14 protein-coding genes are annotated in these 18,827 nt (G+C 50.1%); all 14 read left to right on the plus strand.

Annotated features, from left to right (window positions below):
* Positions 1 to 75: 75 nt before the first annotated feature.
* Entirely contained in the window at positions 76 to 1,575 is a 1,500-nt protein-coding gene (locus tag RB297_RS03130) for a malate:quinone oxidoreductase (RefSeq protein ID WP_015735059.1), read from the plus strand.
* 189 nt (positions 1,576 to 1,764) lie between these two features.
* Positions 1,765 to 2,781, plus strand: coding sequence for a glycoside hydrolase family 130 protein (locus RB297_RS03135; RefSeq protein ID WP_009592050.1), 1,017 nt, complete (start codon positions 1,765 to 1,767; stop codon positions 2,779 to 2,781).
* 296 nt (positions 2,782 to 3,077) lie between these two features.
* The gene (locus tag RB297_RS03140; RefSeq protein WP_375119706.1) at positions 3,078 to 4,373 is read left to right on the plus strand and encodes an extracellular solute-binding protein; all 1,296 of its coding nucleotides are present in this window, start codon (positions 3,078 to 3,080) and stop codon (positions 4,371 to 4,373) included.
* 99 nt (positions 4,374 to 4,472) lie between these two features.
* Positions 4,473 to 5,345, plus strand: a complete 873-nt coding sequence (locus RB297_RS03145) for a carbohydrate ABC transporter permease (RefSeq protein WP_015735068.1) — start codon at positions 4,473 to 4,475, stop codon at positions 5,343 to 5,345.
* A gap of 16 nt (positions 5,346 to 5,361) precedes the next feature.
* Complete coding sequence (locus RB297_RS03150; RefSeq protein ID WP_009592052.1) at positions 5,362 to 6,192, plus strand: carbohydrate ABC transporter permease; 831 nt, start codon at positions 5,362 to 5,364, stop codon at positions 6,190 to 6,192.
* A 47-nt stretch (positions 6,193 to 6,239) separates the two neighbouring features.
* The gene (locus RB297_RS03155) at positions 6,240 to 8,063 is read left to right on the plus strand and encodes a sensor histidine kinase (protein WP_375119707.1); all 1,824 of its coding nucleotides are present in this window, start codon (positions 6,240 to 6,242) and stop codon (positions 8,061 to 8,063) included.
* On the plus strand, positions 8,026 to 9,600 hold the full coding sequence (locus RB297_RS03160; protein WP_375119708.1) for a response regulator transcription factor: 1,575 nt from the start codon (positions 8,026 to 8,028) through the stop codon (positions 9,598 to 9,600). Before RB297_RS03155 ends, RB297_RS03160 begins: the two co-directional genes overlap by 38 nt.
* Before the next feature lie 40 nt (positions 9,601 to 9,640).
* Positions 9,641 to 11,965 carry a glycoside hydrolase family 3 N-terminal domain-containing protein gene (locus RB297_RS03165; protein ID WP_375119709.1) on the plus strand — a complete coding sequence of 775 codons (2,325 nt, stop codon included), beginning with the start codon at positions 9,641 to 9,643 and terminating at the stop codon, positions 11,963 to 11,965.
* Between the two features lie 193 nt (positions 11,966 to 12,158).
* Positions 12,159 to 12,719, plus strand: coding sequence for a TetR/AcrR family transcriptional regulator (locus RB297_RS03170; protein WP_213578405.1), 561 nt, complete (start codon positions 12,159 to 12,161; stop codon positions 12,717 to 12,719).
* 38 nt (positions 12,720 to 12,757) lie between these two features.
* Positions 12,758 to 13,162, plus strand: coding sequence for a YvaD family protein (locus RB297_RS03175; protein ID WP_375119710.1), 405 nt, complete (start codon positions 12,758 to 12,760; stop codon positions 13,160 to 13,162).
* Between the two features lie 203 nt (positions 13,163 to 13,365).
* Positions 13,366 to 14,358, plus strand: coding sequence for a phage baseplate protein (locus RB297_RS03180; RefSeq protein WP_036663222.1), 993 nt, complete (start codon positions 13,366 to 13,368; stop codon positions 14,356 to 14,358).
* A gap of 213 nt (positions 14,359 to 14,571) precedes the next feature.
* Positions 14,572 to 15,390, plus strand: coding sequence for an endonuclease/exonuclease/phosphatase family protein (locus RB297_RS03185; RefSeq protein WP_277748836.1), 819 nt, complete (start codon positions 14,572 to 14,574; stop codon positions 15,388 to 15,390).
* Positions 15,391 to 15,584: 194 nt separating this feature from the next.
* Positions 15,585 to 16,997 carry an ABC transporter substrate-binding protein gene (locus RB297_RS03190; RefSeq protein ID WP_192572063.1) on the plus strand — a complete coding sequence of 471 codons (1,413 nt, stop codon included), beginning with the start codon at positions 15,585 to 15,587 and terminating at the stop codon, positions 16,995 to 16,997.
* Positions 16,998 to 17,057: 60 nt separating this feature from the next.
* A complete protein-coding gene (locus RB297_RS03195; protein WP_375119711.1) occupies positions 17,058 to 18,821 on the plus strand; it encodes a sensor histidine kinase in 1,764 nt (587 codons plus the stop codon).
* Positions 18,822 to 18,827 lie beyond the last annotated feature (6 nt).

Raw genomic sequence — 18,827 nt, forward strand, 5'->3', positions numbered from 1 at the left:
CGCCTTGCTTTTTATCGACATTATTAGCAGGGACGCCTACTCTTTTTTCAAATATATGGGATAAGGAAGGGTATAATGAGCAACATGGACAAAAAAACAGACGTAATCTTGATTGGTGCCGGCGTCATGAGCGCGACATTGGGAGCCTTACTGAAGGAGCTGGTGCCCGAATGGGAGATCAAAGTGTTCGAGAAACTCGCAAGCGCGGGGGAGGAAAGCTCCAATGAATGGAATAATGCGGGGACCGGCCATTCCGCACTATGCGAGCTTAACTATACGTCCGAAAAACCTGACGGATCTATAGACATCAGCAAAGCGATCAACATCAACGAGCAGTTCCAGGTCTCAAGGCAGTTCTGGTCTTATCTGGTAAGCAGCAATCTGATTCGCAATCCGCAGGACTTTATCATGCCTATACCTCATATGAGCTTGGTTCAGGGCGAAAAAGACGTGGCCTTTTTGAAAAAACGTTTTGAAGCGCTGTCAAATCATCCTCTCTTTCAAGGAATGGAATATTCCGAGGATCCCGAGCAGCTGAAGGAATGGATTCCGCTTATTATGGAAGGGCGCACATCGAACGAACCGTTAGCGGCAACCAAAATCGATTCCGGGACGGACATTAACTTTGGCGCTTTAACGCGCATGCTGTTTGAGCATCTGAAGAACAAAGACGTGGAGGTCAACTACAAGCACAGCGTGAAGGATATCAAGCGTACTCCCGATGGCTCGTGGAAAGTAAAAGTGTTGGATATCGATAACGGCAGAACCGAGTTCCATACGGCCAAGTTCGTCTTTATCGGCGGCGGAGGCGGCAGCCTGCATTTACTGCAAAAAACCGGCATCCCCGAATCCAAGCATATCGGAGGGTTCCCGGTAAGCGGACTGTTCATGGTCTGCAAGAATCAAGAAGTCGTTGCGCAGCATCATGCCAAGGTATACGGAAAAGCCAAGGTTGGAGCTCCTCCGATGTCGGTGCCCCATCTGGACACAAGATACATCGATAACCAAAAAGCACTGCTCTTCGGTCCGTTTGCCGGCTTCTCGCCGAAGTTCCTAAAAACGGGTTCGAATTTCGATTTGATCGGTTCCGTCAAGCCGAATAACGTCTTCACGATGCTGGCGGCGGGGGTTAAAGAAATGGCGTTGACCCGATACCTGATCCAGCAGGTGGTGCTATCGAATGAGAAGCGCATGGAAGAGCTGCGCGAGTTCATCCCGAACGCGAAGAGCGAGGATTGGGAAATCGTCGTGGCGGGCCAACGCGTACAAGTCATTAAGGATACGGCTAACGGAAAGGGCACGCTGCAGTTCGGGACCGAAGTGGTTAGTGCCGCGGATGGTTCGGTCGCAGCCCTGCTCGGTGCTTCGCCCGGGGCTTCGACGGCCGTTCACGTGATGCTTGAGGTATTGCAGAAATGCTTCCCGCAGCAGATGAAGGAATGGGAACCGAAAATCAAGGAAATGATTCCTTCTTACGGGATGTCGCTTTCGAAGAATCCGGCCCTCTTCGAAGAAATTCAAGATACGACTTCAGAAACGCTAGGTTTAAGCTTAAAAGCACTGGTGCATAGTTAATCCCTTCCATGACGAAGACCAACCCGGTATACCGGGTTGGTTTTTTTTATGCTGCCAAGCATCACTGATAACAATATTTCGGATAATATTGAAAGTTTACAGGATATTATGAATGGACCAAGCCTCTTATAATGAGTTAAAGAAAGCAGCTTGATAACACTTACATAGCAATCATGAGGAGGCTTATCCATGAAAATCACCCGGCATGCGGAAAATCCGATAGTAGTGCCTGGACTCTACGATTGGAGAAAGGTGACGGTATTCAATCCGGCCGTCATTATCGATAACGGAAAATTCTATATGATTGAACGGACGGCAGGATCCCTGACTCCCTGCAAGAACTACCTGGGTTTGCTGGAAAGCACGGACGGCGTGCATTTCACCCATGTGCTGGACGAACCGGTGGTAACGCCGGACCAGCTGGGATTCCCCTATGGCAGCATCCAGGACCCGCGAATCGTCAAGATCGACGACACCTTTTATTTGAACTATGCCTTGCGCCCGTGCGCCATGAACTATTACCCGACGGGAGCCGGCATCCCCGAACGCTCGATTCCCGAATATCCGGACGGCTGGGGCGAAGAGGAAGGCCATTGGCTGACGCGGTCCGGGATCCTGACTTCGAAGGATCTCATTCATTGGGAGTACCTGTGCGATACAACGCCGCTTGATATCAATGATCGCGACAACATTCTGTTCCCGGAGAAAATCAACGGCAAGTATGTGCTGCTTCGCAGACCGGAAGAATATGTAGGGGAGGAATACGGAACCGAAAAAGCGGCCATGTGGATCAGCTACTCCGAAGACTTGGTGCATTGGGACGAGCCGAAGCTGTTGGCAAAAGCCGAGAACAACGATTGGGAGTTTAAAAAAATCGGCGGCTCGACGCCTCCGGTGCGGACGGACAAAGGCTGGCTGGTGCTCTACCACGGCGTAGACCAAGATACGGTGTATCGCGTGGGGGCTTTGCTGCTGGATCTGGAGAATCCCGAGAAAATCATCGCCAGAACCCGCCGGTTCATTATGGAGCCGGAGACGTATTATGAAAAATTCGGCTATCAGATCCCGAACGTCATTTTCCCGACAGGCAATGTCGTCAAGGACGGTCTCCTCTATATCTATTACGGCGTAACCGATACGGCAATTGCCCTCGCAACGGTACCGTTGGATGACTTAGTGGATTATATTTTGAACGAACCGCAATAAAGACGCTTCAGGGCGTGGCAAATGACTTAGTTCAATGCCACGCTTTCTGTAGAACCAAAGATGTAAGCGATACCATTAAAATGGAAAAACGTGAATTTAATGTAATGAAAATTTACGCATTTGAGAGAAATATGATGAATAAGAAGCCCGTTTTGTCCAAAATGACTTAAAAAAATTAGATGAAATCGTTTTTTTAGCGGATATTGGGATCGCTAACCCGATTGTATAATTAATATATCTTATATTGTTAAATATAAGAACATGATATGTAACGTATAAAGAGAGGGGTATATTAAATGAAAACGTCTAAGAAGCTTAGAACGATGCTGCTCACCGGAACAGCTGCGCTGCTGCTCATGTCAACCGTCGCTTGCGGCTCCGGAGAGAAAGACGCTGCCGAGCCGGAAAAGGTTACCTTGAACATCATGCATCCATGGACATCGCCGAACGTGGATAACGAGGTGTACAAAGAGCGGATCGCCGAATTCGAAAAACAGCATCCCGACATTATCATCAAGCAGGACGGGGTAGCGGCAACGGAGTATAAAACGAAGCTGCGCACGTTGGCTGCCGCCAACAACCTGTCGGATATCAACGTCGTATGGCCTGGTGCCGACCTGGCTCCTCTGGTAGCCGGGGATCTGCTGATGCCGCTGGATGACCTGATGGATAACTGGAATGATATTTTGCCTGAGGACGCGTTGGCCGGATTTAACCAGAACGGCAGTCAATTCGCCGTGCCGACCAAACAAACCTTCGTGGACATTATTTATTACAATAAAGAGATGTTCGCCGGGGTCGGTTATGACCAATTTCCGGCTACCTACGACGAATTCATCGATGCGGTGAAAAAGCTGAAGGAAGCCGGCATTACGCCGATCTCCTTGGGCAACAAAGAGAAATGGCCGCTTCAATCGTCCTTCTTGTCGATTATCGGGGACCGTTACGTAGGCAGTGACTTCTTGCAGAAAATTCTGAGCAAGGAAGCCAAATTTACCGATCCCGAATACGTGAAAGCGATTGCCGTCATCGACGAACTGTCCAAGCTGGGAGCATTCAATACGGATGCGAACAACATGGATTCCGTCCAAGGGCAGGACTACTTCATTCAAGGCAAAGCAGCGATGCATATTTCTTCTTCTACCGTTGACGGAAGAATCCGCATCAACAACGAGGAAGGGGACAAATTCGGCATTGCGCTCTTCCCAAGCGTCCCTGGCGGATCCGGCGATCCGGTGAAAAGCGCGGGCGTCGTTCAGTACGGCATCTCCATTAAAAAAGGATTGAGCGATGAAAAGAAAGCGGCTGCCGAGGAATTCATTAAGTTTTTTGTCAATGAGGACCTGTACAAAGATCTGATCAGTAAAGGCGTTGTCGTACCAGCCAACGTTGAAATTCCTGAAGATGCGAGCCCGTATCTCAAGGAGATGCTGGAGTTGACCAACAAGGGAACGGCGCCGGTGTTCGACAGCGTCATTCCGACGCAAGTTACCGACGTCATGCAGAACGGATTGCAGGCGCTGACCATCGGCAGAGGGACGCCGGAGGAGCTCGCCCAAGAGGTTCAGGAAGCTTTCGACAGCATGAAGTAAATTGCGAATTTCCTTCCTTAAGTCAAGATCATGATGGCACAAAGAAAAACCCGGCAGCGGGTTTTTCTTATTAAAGGCAGAAAGAAAGGAGTTACGCCAATGCATACGCTTAAGCATACGAAATGGGCTATATTCTTGGGCTTGGCGCCAGCACTCATTATCTATATATGTATTGCCATATTTCCCATCGGCTTATCGGTTTATTATTCATTAATGAACTGGGACGGAATCACGCCCATGCGTTTTATCGGGCTGGACAATTTCGTAGATATTTTCAAGGATGATATTTTTTGGCTGTCCGTTAAGAACAACATCATTATCATGTTTACCGGGATAGCGGGTCAGATTCCGCTTGGCCTGCTGCTGGCCCTGCTGCTGAATCGAGGACTCAAGGGCTCCAGCTTCTTCCGGACCATCGGATTCCTGCCGGTCGTCATTTCATCTGTTATGGTATCCCTGATCTGGGGCATGGTGTACAACACGGAATACGGGATGCTGAATAACCTGCTCGGCGTTCTGGGTCTTGAGAGCTGGCAGCAAAATTGGCTGGGGGATCCGTTCTGGTCCATGATCTCCATCAGCATCGCTTATATATGGCAAAACTGCGGCTTATATATGATCATTCTATTGGCCGCGCTGCAGAATATCCCCGATGAAGTCAATGAGGCGGCTGCCCTGGACGGCGCGACTGGACTAAGCCGGATCATGCGGATTACGATCCCGATGATCCGAGGAACATTGCTCGTGTCCGTTGTCTACAGCATCAGTAATTCGTTCCGCGTGTTCGATCTGATCCAGATCATGACGGGCGGCGGACCGGCACATGCGACGGAGGTTATGACCGTCTATATGTACAACAACTCGTTTATGAATATGAGATTCGGCTACGGCAGTGCAGTGTCCGTATTGATTCTGCTGTTTAGCCTTATCGTCATCACGATCGTAAATCGATTGGCGAGAGAAAAGGAATAGAAGGGAGAGGGAGGAGATGTACAGACAAACGAAATGGTTCCATTTATCGGCATACACTTTTTTGGGGATATTCGCTATTATTAATATAATCCCTTTCTTTTGGATGATCGTAGATTCGTTCAAAACCGAGCAGGAATATGCTGCGAACCCGTTCTCCATACCGACCGAGCTGCAGTTCTCCAATTACGCGAAGGCATGGGAAGTGGCGAATATGGATACCTACTTCCTTAACAGCATCATCGTAACGGTCGTATCGTTGGTCGTGACGGTCCTTCTTGGATCGCTTGCGGCGTACTTCTTGGCAAGGTTCAATTTTAAGCTGCGCGGTGCAACTTACGCGATATTTCTGCTGGGCATGGTCGTTCCGATTCATGCGACCTTGATTCCGATTTTCTTGATCATGCGGAATCTGCATTTGCTGGATACCCACTTATCGCTGATTCTTCCTTACACGGCGTTCCATTTGTCCTTGACGATCTTTATCCTGGAGGGTTTCATGAGAGGGTTTCCGAAGGATTTGGAGGAGTCGGGCGTCATGGACGGCGCGGGCGTATTCAAGATTTTCTGGTCGATCATATTACCGATCACGCGTCCGGCGATTTCAACCGTCGTGATCTTGAACTTTATCTATAATTGGAACGAGTACTTGTTCGCACTCGTCTTGATCAGTTCATCGTCGCTGAAAACATTGCCGCTTGGGCTCGCCAACTTTGTCGGCATTGAGACGGCCAGCCTTACGCTGCAAATGGCTGCGTTGACGATCGCGCTTATACCGATCATTATTTTTTACCTGCTCCTGCAAAAGCAGCTCGTTAACGGCATGACGGCAGGCGCAGTTAAAGGTTAATCCGGTTTCAGCTCAACATCATGAAGTCATCGAAAGAGGGAATGGACATGCGCAGCAGTTTGGGCTGGATCGGGAATTATGGTCTGAAACAGAAGGCTCTGGTCATTTTCCTCTTTTTTGTCATTCTGCCTACGCTGGGGGTCGGCGTCCTGGCCCAAGACAAGCTGAACGAAGTGCTGCGCGGCCAATTTATCCAATCAAGCCAGCGCAGCCTGGAGATCGTAACGAACCAGCTGGAAGAACAAACGGCCATGATCGAGGATATAGCCGATTATTTGATATTGAGCAATGACATGCGCCAATACCTGCGCCTTGATCCACCGCCAGAGAGCGGGAGGGCGGAGCAGTTGAAGCAGAATCTCGAAGGATTCCTGACGTTTCAGCTCATGTCCAAAAACTATATCAAATCCATTTCGATTACCGGGTTTAACGGCAATTCCATTGAGATGGGCGAGCCGATTCACGGCAACGAAGAGTCTTGGAACCGGCTGGCGGACGAGCATAAAGGCGGAATCGTGTGGAGCAACGGCTATCCTTCCACCAGCGGCTGGTATGGTGAAGTAAACCTCGTCTCATTGTTCCGGGTTCTGAATTCCTATGACGAGATCACGCTCCCGCTGGCTAGGCTCGTCATCCGCATGGATGAAGCCAGTATTCTTAAACAGCTGCAGCGGGGGTTGACGCGGGACGAAGGCATGGTATTTATTGTGAATGCCAAAGGACAAATCGTACTGCCCTCCAAAGAATTGCTATCCTTGGATATCGGCGATGGGAAAGCGATTACGGATATCATAACCGCCGGGACGATGGGCTCTTCCACGTACCGACACGACGGGGAAGCGTATTTGACATTTCATCAACGGATGGAGAATACCGATTGGACGATCGTTTCCATGGTGCCCAAGGCTGCGTTGGATCAGGATGTACGCGGCGTATCCATCTTGATGCAGGTTATTCTCATCGGAATTCTCCTGTTGGGCTTATCGGCCTTGATCGGGTTCCACTATACGATTATCAGGCCGATCCTGCGCCTGAAGATTGAGACCAATCGCGTAAAGCTCGGCGATTTCAACGCTCGGGTCCCCATTCGTTCCAAGGATGAGATTTCCGAGCTGAACCGCAGGTTTAACGATATGGTCTCCACGATTCAGGAACTGATCGAGCATAAATACAAGCTGGAACTGAGGGAGCGCGAATCCGAGCTGCGCCTGCTGCAGGAGCAGATGGATCCGCATTTTCTCTATAATACGCTGGATATGATCCGCTGGACCGCCAGGCTGGAGAAGGCCGTCGAGTCCAGCCAGCTCATCGAAATTTTGTCCCGATTCCTGCGTTCCAGTCTGAACAATGGCCATTACGAGACCAGCCTTGCTAAAGAAATGGAATTCGTACGCTCTTATTTGTATTTGCAGCAGAGACGGCTGGGGCGTAAACTGAAATATGCGCTGTACATGGAATATGATCTGGCGAATTCGCTTACCTTGAAGGCTACCATTCAGCCTTTGGTCGAGAATTTTCTCAAGCATGGCCTTGATCGGCGCGAGCCGGTCGCCAGAATAACGGTCATCGCGTATAAGCGGGAGGACGAGATTTGGATCGACGTGCAGGATAACGGCCGGGGTATGGACGATTCTACTTTGGAAGAAGTCAGGGAATCCCTGCGAATCGGAGTCCAAGCCGGCCGCACACGAGGTGCGCTCAGCAACATTCATGAACGTTTATACCTATTTTTCGGAGAACGCTACGGACTGGAAGTGATTGAGGCTTCATCGCAAGGAACCTTGATTCGCCTCAAGCTTCCATATTCTGAAACCTACGGTGGTGAATCGTACGATGCAACACGTGAAGACAGTAAAAATGCTGATCGTTGACGATGAACCGGTGATCTGTCAGGGCTTGCACTATACCATTGACTGGGCGGATTATGGAGTCGAGGTCGTCGCCGAGGCTTATGACGGCAATGAAGCTTTGCAGGTGGTGCAGGAACACGAGATTGATCTGGTTCTGACGGACATCCGAATGGAGGGAATGGACGGGCTTCAGCTTGCTAAGGAGCTGAAGCTCCGTCATCCTCAGATTCGGGTCATCATGATCAGCGGTTATGAGGAATTCGAGTATGCCCGCCAAGCCATCAAGCTTGATGTAACCGATTACTTGCTGAAGCCCGTCGATATTGACGAATTGGTGGCCGCCGTGACCGGAATCGTGGAAGACATTCGCAACCAAGATATCCGTGTCGACGGATCATCGAAGGATGCGGAGCTGTGGCTTTCCGACATGGCAGCGCATAATGAAACTTCATTGGCCAAGGCGGTGCCCGGCGATTTAGTAAACGGTGCCGAATATAAACTCATGGCTACGCAGCTGGAGAAGTTCTCGAACCTTGCAGCTTCCGTATCGGAACAGGATTTAACGATGCTGCAGCATGTATGGATCCGGACGGTTCGTGAAAACCTCGAAACCAGCGGAATTCGTCAAGTATCCGTGTTTGTGCATAAAAATCTGCTGTTGACCCTGCTAATGACGGATCAGCCGCGCCCGAAGCGGCAGTGGGATGAAATTCTGCAGGCGATGCTGGATGCCTGGCCGGAAGAGCATCGTTTGTATGGCGCGGTATCGGATGCTTACGCTTCCCTGGACCAAACGGCAGCCATCTGCTCGCAGGTGCGAGCGTTACTGCCTTATTATGCCTTGGAACAGCGCCCCTTGCTGGATCGCGAATATAAGTCCGAGGTGGATAACGGCCGGTCCAAGCACGATTTCGACAGTGCCGACATGGTCTCGAAACTGTCCGTGGCATTATTCAAGCAGGATGCCGAAATGCTGGAAGAGCTAATCGACGGCATGTTCCGATTCTTCCGGGATCAGCGGTACCTGTTGACGGATATGGTGAACGTGTGTGATGAACTGTCCATCATGCTGCGGCAGCGACTTCGTCAAAGCGGCCTGACCCAGCTGGAGCATGGCCTGGAGAGAACGATCGACCTGGAGGTGTTCAATCATCCCGACGCGATTCGTCTGGCGATATCCACGGAAGTGTTTGATCTGCTGCAGCTGATCGACAGGGTCGGCATCGACAGATCGTTCTGGATCATTGAGAAGGCCAAGAAGTATATGGCGGATCATTATCTGAGCGACCTGAAAGCGTCGGAAGTGGCAGCGTATTTAAAGATTACGCCCAGCTACTTCAGCAATATTTTTAAACAAAGCACGGGAAAAAGCTTCAGCGAATACATGAACGAATTGCGCATCAACGAGGCGAGAAAGCTGCTGCTGACGACGCAGGACAAGGTGTTTGAGATTGCCGACCGCGTCGGTTACAAAGAATACAAGTATTTTGTATCCGTCTTCAAACTGTACACGGGCATGACGCCCAAGAAATATCGGGTCTTGAATATCAAAGAATGATTAAAAGCATGACGACCAGGATGGAAGGAGTATGGGGAATATGGAGAAATATCGGAATGCTGCGCTCCCCGTAGACGAGCGCGTAGAGGATTTATTGTCCAGAATGACGCTGCGGGAGAAGGTCGGGCAGCTGAACCAGCACTTGTACGGCTGGATGGCATATCGGCGAAGCGAAGGGACCGAAACGGAGTTTGAACTGACCGACCTATTCAAGGAGCATGTTGAATGGGGGGCCGGCATGGGGGCGCTGTACGGTCTGTTCCGGGCGGATCCTTGGTCCGGGGTGACCTATGAGAACGGGATTCCTACGCAGGACAACGCGAAGGTGGCGAACGCCATTCAGCGTTACGTGATCGAACACAGCCGGCTCGGCATTCCCGTCCTGCTCTCGGAGGAATGCCCCCACGGCCATCAAGCGCTAGACGGAACGCTTCTGCCCGTCAATACGGCCATCGGTTCCACCTGGAATCCCGAATTAATTGAAAGCGCCTATTCCCATGTGGCCTCCGAGATCCGCAGCCGAGGCGCGCATTTAGGCTTGGTCTCGGTACTGGACATCCTGCAGGATCCGCGGTGGGGACGCTCCGAGGAATGTTACGGAGAAGATCCTTACCTGGCTGCGCGAATGACGGAGGCGGTTGTGTTTGGCATGCAGGGAAGAAACCCGGAAGAATGGAAGAGACACGATAAGGCAGCTGCCGTGCTCAAGCATCTATGCGCTCAAGGAGCAGGGCAGGGCGGACGGAACGCAGGCCCGGTTCCCGCAGGCGAGCGCGAGCTGCGGGAAATCCACCTGCCTGCCGCGGAGGCGGGGATCAAGGCAGGGGCGGCTGGCGTCATGGCGGCCTATAATGAACTCGACGGCATTCCATGTCATGCCAATGATAAGCTGTTAACCGGCATTCTGAGAGATGAATGGGGATTTGATGGGATTGTCATGGCGGATGGAACGGCCATCGACCGTTTGGTGTCCATTACGGGAGACTATGAGTCGGCAGCGGCGCTTGCTCTCTCATCCGGGGTGGATCTAAGCCTGTGGGACAAGTCATTCACGACGCTTGAACAAGCGGTGAAGCAAGGGAAGGCCGATATGGAGAGCATCGACCGCGCGGTTGGTCGAATGCTTGGCCTGAAATTCCGGTTGGGGCTGTTCGAGCAGCCGTACGTTGACGAGGGCTTGGCTGCTTCGACCGTGAACAATGCAGCCGCCCGAGCGTTGAACGTTTCCGTTGCAAGAGAAGCGGTTGTGCTTCTTAAAAACGATGAAGCCGTACTGCCATTGAATCACAGCAGTATCAAACGGCTGGCGGTCATCGGTCCTAATGCGGACCGTCTCTACAACCAGCTCGGGGATTACACCAGCGTTCAGCGCGAGGGCAGCGGAGTCACGGCGCTTCAAGGCATTCGGATGGCTGCTCCCGAAGGCACGGACATCGTCTTCGCTCCAGGATGCAGCGTTCGAGGCATGTCCACCCAGGGCTTGCCTGAAGCAATCGAAGCGGCCCGTTCCGCGGACGCGGTCGTGCTCGTGCTTGGCGGCAGCAGTGCTCGTCAATTCGGGGGCACGTTTGACAATAACGGCGCAGCGATCGTAGCAGAGGGGGATCCGACGGAAATGGACTGCGGGGAAGGAGTCGATCTAGCCGAACTTCGCTTAGGCGGGATACAGGAGCAGTTGGTTCGGGAAATTCACGCGATCGGCAAACCGGTGATCACCGTGCTCATTCAGGGACGTCCGCTCGCCGTCGGCGAGGTGGCCGAGCTTAGCGATGCCTTGCTGTGCGCTTGGTATCCCGGTAGCGAAGGGGGCCGTGCCATCGGAGAAATCCTGTTTGGCCAAGTGAACCCGAGCGGAAAGCTGCCCGTCTCGATTCCGCGCTCCGTAGGTCAATTGCCGGTTTATTACAATCAGAAAAACGCAGGGCGCCCTCGTCCCTATGTCGATATGCCGTCCAAACCGTTATATCCGTTCGGATTCGGCTTGAGTTACAGCTCGTTTGAATATGGATCTCCGGCCATCTCCCAGAATGAAGTGACGCTTGACGAGCTTCGCTCCGGAAGTCGTGTCGAGGTGTGCGTGGAGGTGAAGAACAGCGGAAAGCTGAAGGGGGACGAAGTCGTACAGCTTTACATACAAGCCGATCAATCAGGGATAACCCGCCGACTTCGAGAATTGAAGGGATTCAAGAAGGTAATGCTGGAGCCCGGGGACAGCACCACCGTTACGTTCGAGCTCGGCTTCGAGGAACTGGCCATCTGGAACCGTAACATGGATTACGATGTCGTCCCTTGCCGAGTTAACATCGTTGTAGGCGGCCACTCGGATTGGGAGAACAGTGTTGTTGAGTTGAAGGTAAAAGCCTGAAGCGTAAGCCTATTTCAAAGGGTTTGCCTACATGTCTAAGCTATCGATGTTTTTGGAGACAGCATTCCATGCTGTCTCTTTTCGTTGTGATCAGCCTTTCGTTTGACACAAAGAAGGAATCGGGATAATATGTAAGGAAAATGCGGAAAATGATATTGTTTATATATTTTCCGGGGTAGGGGGGTGAATTTCTATGAGAGAACGAATTGTCGAGGCGGCAAGCAAGGAAATCCGGAGAAGCGGATTGCGATTTACGATGGGTGAACTGGCCAAACAGTTGGGAATGAGCACGAAAACTCTGTATGGCGTTTTCCCTTCCAAAGATGAGCTAATTGCCGAAATTCTCGAGGGGGCGATCGATGAGCTTCAGCATAAAGAGAAGGAAATCATGAATAACGCGAGCCTCAGCACATTGGAGAAACTTAGACGATGTCTGATTCTTATCCCGGCTGATTTTCAGTTTATCGAGCTAAACCTCATCACGGAGCTGCAGCGTTATTATCCTAACCAATGGAACCGCCTCGACCAATTTCTAAATGAGCAATGGGGCAGCATTGCCGAATTATTTCAGGAAGGCATTCGTCAAGGCTTGCTCCGGCCGTTTAACGCCAAAATATTCATTGATCTGTATGTAGGGGGCTTTTATCGGTTAATGGAGGACTCGGCGGCAAACAGGAGCAGCATGACCCTTCAGGAGGGCCTGCGCGATATGGGAGAGATTCTTTTGGCTGGTATCATCAAGAGGGAAACTTGAGCCAACGATAGACCACGAAGGAGAAGAGAGGGTATGCCTTGAGCAAAACATTAAAAGGTTTGTTTTTAGTGACGGATATCGCATTTATTATGTATTGGGTCATTACCGCACTTGCCTTAATTCCTAAAGAGTATTTATATCAGGATTATACCAATGAGCTGCTGGTTATTTGGAATTGGTCGTTCTTTCCGCTGGACATATTCATATCCGTTACCGGGATGTACAGTCTGTATTTACATAAACGAAGAAATGCGAAATGGAAAAATCTCGCCTTAATCTCGCTTACCCTGACGTTTTGTTCCGGGCTGCAGGCGATCGTTTTTTGGATCATCAAGTCGGATTTCGACCTCATGTGGTGGGTGCCCAACCTGTACCTTTTGTTGTATCCGTTGTTATTCATCCCTAAACTGCTAGAGACAAAGGAAGCATTCGCCGAATCTTAAAGCGGATGCTCCTTTTCTTTATGATCTCTTGGGCATTTAATCGAAAAAAAAGGGCTAAAGGACCATGATTTCCTAAAACTTTAAGTATGATAAGCACAGGAAATCCTTGGGGGAAATGGTAAACTCAAAGTGTACATTCACTACCTAGGAAAGGGGGCGCCGAGGAACTCACGGTATTCTATCATATTCATGGAGGTGGATTGATGTTTGACGTTCAAGGGCTGAGCCTTAAGAAAAGGCAATTTAAATTACTCACGTCCTTCATCCTTGCAATGCTTATCTTTTGTATGTCCGGTTTGCCCGCGTTCGCGGCAACCCCAGAGAAAACCGTCAACGCTTCGGCAACGCTTGCCTACAATTTAAAGGGACTTCAACACAACGTGGCTGTTCAAAAAGCCTACATCGCGGATAAATATCTGTATGTCACGCAGCGTTCCAAGGGAACCTGCTATCTTTCAAGATTGCTCATTAACGGCAATGACGCTACTTTTGTAGATAAAATGACCGTCACCAACACGGGGCACTGTCAAACGCTGGATATGTATACGTACAACGGCGTCAATTATTTCTATTTCAGTTCAAAAGCGGATCCTTCAACCGATTATTACTGGTCGCTTCAGGTAGCGAGACTGCAATATTCGGCCGGCAAGACGGTCGATTATACGGATCTGCATCGCTTTACCTATATGAATTACGCCAATAAAACGGGAGCAAGGCTGGGCGAGACCTACCGGGTTGATGGCGGCGGCAACAGTACGCATACGGTGTTCCGCGTTCAGACGAAGGAAGGAACCGTGACCTGGTCCATTTATGACACGGTCGCGCTCAATAAGCTGCTTGACAGCAATGAACAGGTGCGGATGGACAGCGCAGCCGCGGTGAACGCAGCGGTTGGCAGCTTCACGCAATCGGGCAGCGGCATCGTTAGACCGAACGGATCCTTCCAGGGGGCGGATATGCTCGGCCAAACGAAAATCTATACGTCAGGCGGAGCCGAAGGCGAAACCCCGCAGATTGCCATGATGACGAATACCGGGACTTTCAAAACCCTCGTGAAAATTACGAATGTAGGCAACCATGAAATCGAAGGAGTTCAGACCAAGAACGGCAACGTATATTTTACGATCGTTACGGATCCGGTCAATAAGCAGAATACGCAGAAGGTATATTACGTTCCGGACAGCATTTTTAATTGACGCCCATGTGGTTTTGACTCATTGAATAGTTGCGATCAACCAAGCGAATGTAAGTCGCAGGTCACAGGCTGGACCATATTAAGTGTGTCTAGTCTGTTTCTTTTTTACCATTTTAAAGGAGCAGCTCTTGGCTTGATCTGGCGAAAATAAAACCCGTATATAATCAATTTGATTCTTACGATATTAATCTGACTATTGGAAGGAGATTCGTTCATGAAAAAAAGCCTCATTTCGCTAATCGCTTGTTTGTTCCTCATTCCCCTGTTTGCAACGGGCGTCATGGCAGCGGGAAAGGGTCAAGGCAAAGAAGTAAGCACCACCGTAATGTCTTACAATATCCATCATGGGGTAGGAATCGATGGTCAGCTGAGCCTGCAGAGAATTGCGGATGTGATCCGCGACTCCGGCGCTGAGATTGTCGGGCTTCAAGAAGTGGATCGGCATTACGGGGAACGAAGCGATTTTAAAGACCAAGCCAAGGAATTGGCTGATTTGCTCGGCTATCATTACGCTTACGGCGCGAATCTTGATTTGGAACCGGGGGAAGGACAAACAAACAACCGTCAATACGGGACAGCCATCGTGAGCAAGTATCCGATACTCCGATCCGAGAATACATGGTTAAGCAGCTTCGGGAAGGAGCAGCGCGGCGTTCTTCATGCCGTCGTTAATCTGAGAGGAATCCATGTAGATGTTTACAACACGCATCTCGGGCTGGATGTCACCAGCAGAACGGCACAGGCTCAGGAAATCATTGACCTTGCTTCCGGCTCCCAGGGACCTGCGCTTCTCCTGGGGGATTTTAATGCGGAACCGGACAGTTCAGAGTTTCAATTACTGTTAAACAGCGGTTTATTCGTAAACAGCTTTGAGGGAATAGACGATGCCTATACGTTCCCTGTCATCAATCCGTCGGCAACCATCGATTATATTCTGACTTCCCCTAACGTCCGGCATGCCAATCAACGCGTGATCCAAACCGAAGCATCGGATCATCTGCCGATTGCAGCCGATGTGGTATTCAAGCGATAGGTACTAGCATCGGGGAGAATAAGTTCTAATTGGATCTCAGCATGACCGGGGGCTTCCACCAAGCAATTGCTTGGTGGAAGCCTCTTTGCATTTAGGAGATAAATCGATTTTCTTCCCTTTACAGTTTTTTTACCGTCCTGTCTATATCGATAAAATAGGTTATGCTACGATACAAGCACAGGGAGGGAGTGTGCATGATAACTTGGAGATTACCGCTGATTGTATTGACGTGCCTAAGCATGGCCGTAACAGGCTGCATGCAGCGCAGCAGCGGGCAGGGCACGGACGGCATATTTTCGCACTCGGCAGCTTCGAAAATGGCCGTTACAGGTGCAAAGACAAAGCTTAAGTTCTGGTCGACGGGGCGACATGACGCGAACTATATCAAAGAGGTGATTCATCGCTATAACCAAGAGAATCCCGATAACATTGAGGTTGAGATGACCGTGATGGCGGATGATTTTGCCCAATCATTGGATTTGTCTTTTGCCAGCGAACAATCACCCGACATCTTCACCCCGATCGATCTCGCTGAAATGACCCGTAAAGGCTACGTGGAACCATTGAACGAGTATATAACGCCCGTAATCAGAAGCAGGTTCGGGAAGCAGGCCTTTATCGAAGGATATAACGTATTCGATCAATGGATATACAGCCTTCCTAACAGCGGATCCACCTTACGGCTTATTTATAATGTTGAGCTGTTTGCGCGGGCCGGCATCACCTCTCCTCCGAAATCTCTTGACGAGTTAGTGGAGGCTGCTTGGAGAATCACCGAGATTGGAAAAGCAGAAGGCGTTTACGGGTTCGCGCTGCCCTATAAAATTCCGGCCAGCGCCCTCGGCCGCTCCGCCGTTCCGATAGCTGAAATAAGCGGTATCAGCGGCGATGGTTATGACTTTTCAACAGGTACCTATGACTTCTCAGGCTTAAAACCGATTATTGGCGCATTCCGGGCCATGATGGAGAATGGCAGCACGCTGCCGGGAGCTGAATCCCTGGATATCGATCCGCTCCGGGCGCAGTTTGCCGACGGTAAGATCGGGATGTATCTGTCCTATTCTTCGGAACCCGGCATTTATAAATTTCAATTTCCGGCAAAGATCAAATGGGGGGCAGCACTTCCCCCGTCGATTGACGGAACCTATAAAGGAGTGATCAATCAGGGAGTGGGAGCGACGAGATGGCTATCGATCAGCAGTCAATCGCAGCATAAGGAGGAAGCATGGAAGTTTCTCAGCTATATGTACAGCGATGAAGTCCTGATCGGGTACCAGGAAGCCGGACTTGGCATTCTATCCGTGGAATCGATAGCCAAGAAAGCCAAGAAGCCTGACATCGAGGGCATCGACGGCTTTATACCAGGCGATTATGACGGGATATGGCCTGCGTCGCCTCAAGGATTCAAACCAAACGGAAGGGAGTGGGAGGACGAATTCGTAAAGTATATCATGATCGGCGGTGACCTTGATCGATTGGTTGAAGACTTGAACGCGCGTTACAATGCCGCATTGGATCAGGAACGGGCTGCCGGCAGAGTGAATATGCAAGCCATCCCGGAGTTTGATCCGCTGCATCCTCAGGATCGTCTTATGGCAAGTGATTGATCTTATTCAAAAAGGACAACTGCTGCCACAACCGAAAATAGAGACGGAGGATGTTGATTTATGCTCTACCGACTATCGTTCAGACGCCGAATTTGGATCGCGTTCATGCTTATCGTTATTTTTGCAGTCACCACCGCAGGCGCGCTTAGCTACGTCATCGCCGAGGAAGTCGTGAAGGACAACGCTTATCAGCTTAGTCAGGATACGATCGTTAAAACTTCGAAGGTATTGGATGAGAAGCTGAATCATATCTCGCAAGCGGTTTACTCGATGATGGTCAATACGGCTTACCGAAGAGCGTTAGGGATGGACAGCAGCTATTCGGGCTCGGAGAATTACTATACGCATCTGTCCGGGCTGCAATCGACTTTTGTACAGACCAAGCTCACGGAACCTCTTATCGATTCCATTCTTATCGCAACGCGTGAGGGAGACTATTATCAGACGAGTCAGCAGCGTAATTTCTCCCATTCGTTTTATGATTCGGCGCTCTATACGTATATCAAAAGCGAGCGGCGCAAGCTATGGGTGGCCGGTCATGAGGATCTTTTCTTTGCCAGCAGGGAGAAGGTCATTTCCTTTGTAATGGAGGGTATCCCATCCCATTACATCGATGATAGTTATGTTGTAGCGAATATCAAAATCGACTCGATTCGATCATTAATCGTTTCGGAGGACACAAATCGTAAGCCTTTCCTTCTCCTGGCCTCATCCGATGGGAGCGATGCTTTAATCGAAGATTCCGTCATAACGGATAAGTTGAAACAGGATCCTGAGTATATGGCTGCTTTAACAGTTGAGCAGGGAAGCTTCGAATATTCGGACCAAGGCGATGAATACCTGGTTAACTTTACCAAGCTGGGTGGAGTGAAGGAGTGGACGCTATTCAGCTTTCTGCCTAAAGCTGAATTGATGAAGCAGATGGACAGCATTAAATTGACGATTCTCGGGGTGATCACGGGATGTTTGCTTGTATCTTTTGCTTTTGCGAATATGCTGACACGTTTGCTCGTAAGACCGTTAAGCCATCTGCAATCGTTAATGAAACGGGTGGAGATGAACGATCTTAACGTCCGTTATGAAAGCGAATACAATGACGAGATCACGCAGGTCGGTTATCGCTTTAACCGGATGCTGGAAGAGCTTAATCACATGTTTGACGTGGTGAAGCAGGCAGAGACGGATAAACGTCAGTCCGAGATGAGAGCCCTGCAGGCTCAAATTGATCCCCACTTTCTATATAACACGCTGAATACGGTTTATTGGAAAAGCCAGCTGAATCAATTGGAGGATGTTCAGGAAATGGTGCTGTCCCTGTCACAGCTGTTCCAGCTCGGCCTCAATCGAGGCAAGGAGATGACGTCAATTGAGCACGAGTTACTCCACGTTGAGGAGTATTTAAAAATTCAGCAGAGATGTTATGAAACGCTGTTTACCTATTCCATCGAGGTAGATCCCCTGGTCGATATGCAGCAGCCGATCCTAAAAATCATGCTGCAGCCGCTGGTTGAAAACTCCATCCTGCATGGCTTTAATGATCGCAATGATGGTGGAATTATTCGGATCCAAGTTAAACAGGATGATACCCATCTATATTTCATCGTGGAGGATAACGGATTAGGATTTAGCGAAAATAACGCAGCGGATCCAGAGCTTCGGGACCCGGCTGCCTTTGCTTCATCGGGTTATGCGCTGCATAATGTTCGATTGCGATTACAACTTCAGTATGGAAGCAAGGCTGGCTTGCATATGGAAAGCGAACCTAACCTATGTACTCGGGTCTCGATCATCATCCCCCGTTTACCAGTACCCGAAGGGAGTTGACTTAAG

This window comes from Paenibacillus sp. CR_12 (genome assembly GCF_041953985.1).
GTDB classification, from domain to species: Bacteria; Bacillota; Bacilli; order Paenibacillales; family Paenibacillaceae; genus Paenibacillus_AQ; species Paenibacillus_AQ lautus_A.